The organism is Candidatus Dadabacteria bacterium (assembly GCA_026705445.1).
GTDB lineage: Bacteria > Desulfobacterota_D > UBA1144 > Nemesobacterales > Nemesobacteraceae > Nemesobacter.
Window position 1 is genome coordinate 22,043 of sequence record JAPPAR010000014.1, and the last position, 6,665, is coordinate 28,707.

General features: G+C 49.4%; 8 protein-coding genes. 5 read left to right on the plus strand and 3 right to left on the minus strand.

Annotated features, from left to right (window positions below; all coding sequences use genetic code 11):
* Nucleotides 1–11 precede the first annotated feature (11 nt).
* Nucleotides 12–803 carry an alpha/beta hydrolase gene (locus tag OXG75_03545; protein MCY3625059.1) on the minus strand — a complete coding sequence of 264 codons (792 nt, stop codon included), beginning with the start codon at nucleotides 801–803 and terminating at the stop codon, nucleotides 12–14.
* Between the two features lie 23 nt (nucleotides 804–826).
* Nucleotides 827–1,273, minus strand: a complete 447-nt coding sequence (ruvX, locus tag OXG75_03550; protein ID MCY3625060.1) for a Holliday junction resolvase RuvX — start codon at nucleotides 1,271–1,273, stop codon at nucleotides 827–829.
* Nucleotides 1,274–1,461: 188 nt separating this feature from the next.
* Between ruvX and OXG75_03555 the strand changes: the two genes are divergently transcribed.
* Nucleotides 1,462–1,860 (plus strand): DUF3568 family protein, encoded by a 399-nt coding sequence (locus OXG75_03555; protein MCY3625061.1) that lies wholly within the window; start codon nucleotides 1,462–1,464, stop codon nucleotides 1,858–1,860.
* Nucleotides 1,861–1,927: 67 nt separating this feature from the next.
* Entirely contained in the window at nucleotides 1,928–2,281 is a 354-nt protein-coding gene (locus OXG75_03560) for a VOC family protein (GenBank protein MCY3625062.1), read from the plus strand.
* Nucleotides 2,282–2,360: 79 nt separating this feature from the next.
* On the opposite strand, the gene OXG75_03565 is transcribed toward OXG75_03560, so the two are convergent.
* A complete protein-coding gene (locus OXG75_03565; GenBank protein ID MCY3625063.1) occupies nucleotides 2,361–3,302 on the minus strand; it encodes a DUF1152 domain-containing protein in 942 nt (313 codons plus the stop codon).
* Between the two features lie 144 nt (nucleotides 3,303–3,446).
* Here OXG75_03565 and OXG75_03570 point away from each other — a divergent pair, with 144 nt between their 5' ends.
* From OXG75_03570 to OXG75_03580, 3 genes are all read left to right on the plus strand, one after another.
* Entirely contained in the window at nucleotides 3,447–4,508 is a 1,062-nt protein-coding gene (locus OXG75_03570) for a BtrH N-terminal domain-containing protein (protein MCY3625064.1), read from the plus strand.
* A 127-nt stretch (nucleotides 4,509–4,635) separates the two neighbouring features.
* Nucleotides 4,636–5,583, plus strand: coding sequence for a PDZ domain-containing protein (locus OXG75_03575; GenBank protein MCY3625065.1), 948 nt, complete (start codon nucleotides 4,636–4,638; stop codon nucleotides 5,581–5,583).
* Nucleotides 5,584–5,626: 43 nt separating this feature from the next.
* A partial coding sequence (locus OXG75_03580) for a hypothetical protein (protein ID MCY3625066.1) occupies nucleotides 5,627–6,665 on the plus strand: 1,039 nt, incomplete at its 3' end.

The following is a 6,665-nucleotide window of genomic DNA, read 5'->3' on the forward strand; positions in this document are numbered from 1 at the left end:
CACGGGGCAATTCAGTTTTTTGCGAGAAAATCAAGCACGGTCTTGTCCGCCTCGGCTTGACACTCTCTCCAGAATCCGTGGCCAACGTCCGCAAACGCTTTTTCAACCGTATTCGGTATAAGTTCCACCAATTTCTTCGATCTCTCGGGAGGCGTGACTATATCACGCTCCCCGTACATGATCAGGGTTTCCGCGGAGATCTTCCCGAGTCGGGCCAGTACGTCGTGGTTCTCGCACGCGTAGCTCTGGTTTCTGTATCCGGCAGCCGCATCGGGGTCAGCGGGAACTTCCCGGATTCTGCCTACCAAGGAGTCGTAGTTCTCTTCTATGTATTTCCTTCGGTATCCGAGGAAAAGCGCAAAAACCCATCCCGCCCCGGGTCCCGCTTTATCCACTATGTCCCTCGCGGTTTTGATGAGCAGATTTCCGACCTCGTCCCTGTGCGCGGAGGAGCATCCCATAACGAGCCTGTTTACCCTCTCGGGGTATTTTATGCCCATCCACTGGCATATCATTCCGCCCATTGATTTTCCGACGAAGTGGGCTTTCTCTATCCCGAGAAAGTCCAGAAGTCCTGCGGTGTCATCCGCCATCTGCTCCATCGTATAGGGATAATCGGGTTTATCGGAGCGGCCCGAACCCCTGTTATCAAGTGCTATCACGCGGAAATGCTCCGAGTAGATGGGAACCTGCACATCCCAGCTCTCAAGACTGCTCCCAAGGCCGTGGATGAGTACGAGCGGATCCCCCTTCCCATGCTCTTTATAATAAAGATTTATTCCGTTTGTCTCTGCGTATGGCATGTCGGGTCTCTCCCGAGGTTTGCCTAGTACCTGCTCAGAAGATACTCTTCCAGTATTATTGTAGCGGCCATCTTGTCTATTACTGTTTTTCGCTTCTTTCTTCCCGTACCGGCTTCTATCAGTGTCTGCTCCGCAGTCTTGGTGGAGAAGCTCTCATCCCAGTATTTCACCGAAAGGCCCAGAGAATCTCGAATGCGTTCGGAGAATTTCCTGATGTTCTTTGCCCTGTTCCCGAGAGAACCGTCCTGGTTGTAAGGTATTCCCACGAGGATTTCGCAGGGGGAGTATGGCTCTATTATATCGCGAAGCCGCACAAGGTCTTTTTTCTCCTTTTCCCGACTTATGGTACAGACGCCGTTTGCCGTGATCCCCAGCTCGTCGCTTACGGCAACCCCTATCGTCTTGGTCCCTATATCAAGCGAGATTATCCTTCCCGAAGTTCTGTTTTGCTTCTCAGCCGGTGTTTTCATCGGGCTCCAGTTTCTCTATGACTGCCGCTCCTATGCTGTTTCCCCATACGTTTATGGTAGTACGGAACCTGTCCAAAAACCAGTCTGTTTTTTGATATGAAGGATTTCATGGATGTTGACTCTTTTTCTTCCTAAGTTAGGTTAAGTAACCATACAGGTTTTTTTTGTAAAGCCTGCCGGGAGTGAAAATGAATTTCCTGCCAAAAAAGTATCACGCCGTGCTTTTGTGCTTGCTTGCATTTGTTTTTTCTTCGAGTTGCGTGCTGGTGATGGGTGGAGCGGTCGGCGGTGGTACCGCGGCTTATCTCAGGGGAGTTCTAAAGAGCAAGGAAACCACCTCGTTTGACAATGTCTGGTTTGCGGTGGTGGAGGTGGTGGAACAGCAGGAGTTTGAGGTAACAAAAAAAGAAAGCAATGTGGGCAAGGCGCTTATCGAAGCCAAGCTTCGCGACCAAGCTAAAATGATTTATGTGACCGTCAAGTACGACAAGCCCGAGATAACCGATCTGATTATCCGCGTGGGCATCTGGGGAGATGAGGAAGAGTCAAGGCGCATACTCAAGCTTATTCACGAAAAACTCTACTGAACAACAGAGACCACCGGTCTGACACCCCACCTCAGGGAAGGGGTCTGGGCCTAGGTGATGTGCGATTATGAAAGAAGACTCCCGGATCAATTATGTCGAGTTGCCGGCAGAAGACTTCACTAAGGCCAAGGCGTTTTACGGCGATGTGTTTGGCTGGACCTTTCAGGACTACGGCGACTGCTACTGCGCCTTCAATGACGGCAGCATGGACGGCGGCTTCTACCGCTCTCCGCTACAGTCCGACAGCAGCCAGGGCGCTACGCTGGTGGTGCTTTACGCGGAAGATCTGGAAGCCACGCTGGAACGCATCACTGCCGCCGGAGGCGAACTCTGCAAGCCGATGTTCTCCTTCCCCGGAGGGCGGCGGTTTCATTTTCTAGATCCCAACCGCAATGAACTGGCGGTCTGGAGCGAGCGGTAGGAAGCGGCTTTCCCGATGACCCGTGAAAATGCTACCATAGGGTCGGCGGTATAGTCTCAACTGTTGGCTATAAGTGCCATTAGTTTTTCCCGAGATTTTCGTAAAGCTCCATTTCAATATCAAGTTCCGTCCTGATTCCCGCTTCGTTAAGCTTTGTGTTTGCTTCCCCTATCGTTGTGCATCCGTAGACTGCTTGCGCTGGTCTTGACACCTTTTCGTAAACCACCCGGGGATCTACGTAGAAAGTTACTGTGGAACTTATATCGAGTTCGACTTTTCTTCTGCCGTTTCTTATTGAAGTAGTGCTGAAAGCTCCTTTTGCGTATTCAACGGGTCCTCTGCTTGCCTCGGTGGGTATTATGCTTATTGCCTTTTCCATCAATTCCAGTGTGGTTGCAGATATACCCCAGCTCCCGAGAATTCCATTGTTCCGTGCTATGATGCCGAATGACCTCTCAAGTTCTTCCTTGGAGAGTTCTCCGTCGCTTCCGAAACCGAATACTCCCATTACGGTAGGCATCTGGAAGCTCTGTCTGTAAAGCGCCGCGGTCATTATGGCGTCGGCAAGCGGACTCATGAGTCCCTTTTCGTCTCCGAATCCAAGCACATCTCCGCCGACATCTATTCCCACCACCAGATCTGCGCCGAGTTTTTCGGCAGCGTCCGTTATTCCCTCAAAAACCTTCTCCGGACCGTAACTTATATCGACAAGAAGAGTTTCCTCTCCCAGAACTTCGGCCATGCCTGCCTCGGCGAATCTCGCTCCGCCTCGGGTGGTGGAATCTTTGTTGCACTTCCAGACCACGTCGTTTATCTCGCGGACATTGCGTGATTCTTCAAGCTTTCTGGGCCCTGGATCGGGGTCTATTGTGAAGCGCTCCCAGCTAAGCCCTCCCAGAACGCATTGCGTTCCGTTTGTCTCGAGCAGGTTTGCCGTCGGAAGAGTTCCGACTATATCGCCTCCTCCCCCTATTCCGAGCAAAATAGCCTTTTTCGAATTTTTAAGGATTTTCTCAAACATGCTGATTTATCCGTGGTGATGATTACTAATATCCGTTCTGGCGCAATGATCAAGATGGCTTCCCCGAGTGATGAGTGTTGTTCCGGGGTCTTTATGGAATATCGATTTCCGGCTATATTAATTTCCTCGGTTCTGCGGCTTTTTATGAAGAAGATAATAAATGACTGGAAACACTTAAAAGGGGTGCACTGCGGTTCTGCGGCGCTGAGAGATATATGCCTCTACTACGGACACGATCTCTCGGAGCAGATGTGTTTCGGGCTGGGAGCCGGGCTCGGTTTTTATTACTCCTGTGAAGAGGGAATGAATCCGAGCAGGATTATACAGCCTCGCGGTCCCCTGATGGAAATTAATTTCCTGAGAAGTTTCGGTGTTGATGTCACCGACTGGAAGTACGAGGACGACAACGAGCGGGCCTCGGATGACCTCAGGGAGTTTATTGACATGGACGTTCCGGTGTTGATACAGGCCGATATCTGCTACCTTGAATACTTTGACTCCAAGACCCATTTCCCCGGGCACATAATAGCGGTATGCGGATACGACGACTCCGAATCCGTTTTTTACGTGGCGGACAATTCGTTTGAAGATCTCCAGACTGTCTCTTTTGAGAATATGGCGAAAGCGAGAAGCTCAAAAGCAAGGCCGTACCCCCTTTCCAACAACTGTGTTGAAGTGAAGCTTCTTGAAGACGGCTTCGATGCTGAGGAGATGATTCTTAGTGCCGTGAGGAAAAACGCCGAGATGATGCTTGAAGGCAGGACCACTCTAAGAGGGACTTCAGGCATTGAGATTATAAGGAAATGGGCCGAGGATCTCCCTGGCTGGGGGGATCTTGCCGACTGGAAATGGACCTCTAGGTTTACTTACCAAGTCATATGCAGAAGAGGGGTCTGCGGTGCTGCTTTCAGGTGGTTTTACAGGGATTTCCTCGAGGAAGTCTCCCCAGTGCTTTCCCCTTTTTACGGGGCGGACCTTCCCGACGAGATGAACAGTATCGGTCAGAAGTGGTACGACATGGGAATGCTTTTCAAGGAGATAAGCGAGAGTGCTTCGTGCGGAAGGGGGTTCGAGCGGGCCTCGGAACTAGCTTTTGATATATATGATTTTGAAAAGCGGTATTTTTGTTCCGTGCTTGAAAACTTTCCTGTCGTCGCTCCGCGGGGGAAACAAAACGGAGCGAGTGAACATTGCACGGATATTTAAAAAATCGCTGTGGGGTATCGATTCAGAATTGCGAGCTTTTCTTGATCTATGCCTCCGCGGCGATGGGAATGTTGAAAAAAATAAGGCATTCTATTAAATTATATAGGGTTAATTTAAGGAATTGACTATGGTTTTGTTCGTTTTAAGAAAGTATGTTTGGGTCGTAAACGTCTTGCTGATAGTCGCCATTGCGTACTCGGTTTCGGCCACGGTCAACAACGGCCTACGCGACAAGATAGAGTCCGACAAGGGAGGCCTGACAGGCGAACACCTCTACAAGGAGAAGTACGGACAGGTTAAGATTCCCTATCGTTCAAGAGAGTACTACGACTCTATACTGAGAACAAACCTGTTTGGAACGGGCGGTTATGCTGGACAGATAGAGACGGGTGGTTTCTCGGAAGTTTTCGAGGGGGAAATTACCCCGAAAACTTCCCTCAATCTTGAACTTCTTGGAACTTTCATGCTCAAAAGCCGCACTAATTCTGCGGCCAACAAGAGCATCGCCGTGATAAAGAATATGGAAAATAGCAAAATAAAGGGTTATTCTGAAGGGCAGTTGGTTGATCTTGTAACATCCGAAAAAGTGGAGGTAGTGGAAATAGACGACTGCGAAGTGACTATACGAAGAGCGGAGGGTCCCGAATTGATTACCTGCGGAAACGAGCTTGAATCCGTTTTTGCAAAAAGCCCCGCGAGTTCTTCAGCAAGGAACAGACCGTCTGTTAAGTCAAAAAAGTCGTCGGCTTCAGGGGTCAGCAAGGTCAGCGAGGGCTTGTACCAGATAGAAAGAGTGATGTTTGAAGAACTGCTCGCTGAACCCAGCAGTTTAATAACCGAGGCTAAGATTGTGCCGCGCGATGACGGCATCAAGATCTTCGGAGTGAAAAGCCGGAGCGTGTTTTATAAAATGGGTCTTAGAAACGGGGATATAGTTCACCAGATAAATGAAGTTGCTTTAAACGATGTGCAGAGCGCTCTTTCGCTTTTTACCGACTTGAGGGGCCAGAGTGAGTTTACCGTTGATTTCACGAGACAAGGTAAAAGAAAGAGTAACCGGTACACGGTTTACTAGGCCTAATACGAAAAAATTCAGTTTCTTAAGGTTAAAACAGATTATGAAATACTTTCTGAATAAAAATCTTTTCCCAATTCTGTCAGCGGTTCTCGTTTTTTCCGCTTCTGTTCTCTGTCCCCAGTTGGCTCCTGCAGAGAAGTCCGAACCGCTTCCGGATCTTACGAGGGCTAAGGTAGTTGTCGCCCCGGGCACAAAACTTAAAAAAGCGAACGGGAAGGATTCACCCGCGGAACCCACCGATATTGCCAAGGAAGCCACGGAGTTGCTGGCCGAGGAGGCCGCAAAGGATCCGGGCAAGCAAGACTTAAGGCCTCTCGGAAAGGATGCGGTGAAAGTCTCTGGCAACGAGACTCTTGAAGGCTTGGTCGAGGATCCCGGTCTACCGCTCGATTTAGCGGAGGAAGAAGTTGCAGTTGAAGCTGAGGGAGTTTCTGAGCCGGAGGAAACAGTTGCGGTCTCGGGTGATGAAACTCTCGGTGAAGAGGGTGAGGAAATTCCCGAGGACGAGGGGATGGTCAACCTTCGCTCCAACATGACGCTTAATGAGATGGTAAAGACCATAAGCGAGATCACCTCCGAGGTTTATCTCTTAAGTGACAAGATCAGGGACAAGAATGTGACGATCATAACTCCCGAGGGCGGTTTCGAGAGAGAGAATGCGTTTAGAATTTTTGAAATACTGCTTGATATGAACGGCTATTCGGTCATAAGCGCGGAGGGAGTTAACAAGATTGTCCCCAAAAAGGGGATAAAGTCAGAGAGCATACCGTTAAGACTGGATTTCGACCCTGCGGAGTCTTCCCAGAAATACGTGATGAAGCTGATAAAGCTTAAGAGCGTAAAAGCCAAAGGAATTTCCAACGTCCTTCGAGCTCTGGTTAGCAAGGATGGGTTTATGAAGGCTCACGAACCGTCGAATACCCTGGTTGTGGTTGATAATGAACAGAACGTGAACAAGATAGCCGAAGTGATTGCGAATATTGATTACGAGAAGAAAATAGAGTTCATCAAAGTGCACAACACAAGCTCGGCCAACGTTATTTTTAAGCTGCTTGAGATCTTCAATCCTAAAAGCGCCA